We start from the raw sequence: 247 nt of genomic DNA, 5'->3' as shown, positions 1-247 counted from the left end.
AACACCTCGCTGGATCTTCTTTCTGGTGAGTTCAGCGAACCAACGCTCGACCTGATTGATCCATGACGCGGAAGTTGGTGTGAAGTGGACATGATAGTGCGGCCGGCGAGCAAGCCACGCTTTGATCGTAAGCGGTAAGAGCTCCCACGTTCGCAGTGATCAGCGGGCGCGTGCGTAGCGGATCGGCATCCAGTATTGGCGCAGCGCCTCGACGGCCGCTGGGATATCGAGGTGGGCATTGCGAAGA

General features: G+C 58.7%; 1 pseudogene. It reads right to left on the bottom strand.

Going from position 1 to position 247, the window contains the following annotated elements:
- Positions 1-126 (bottom strand): annotated as a pseudogene (locus ACZYOF_RS45010) (IS630 family transposase); the annotation flags it as partial.
- Positions 127-247 lie beyond the last annotated feature (121 nt).

Source organism: Bradyrhizobium sp. LeoA1Lang, assembly GCF_055413685.1.
Note: the sequence above shows the minus strand (reverse complement) of the source record. Positions and strands in the feature narration are given on the sequence as shown.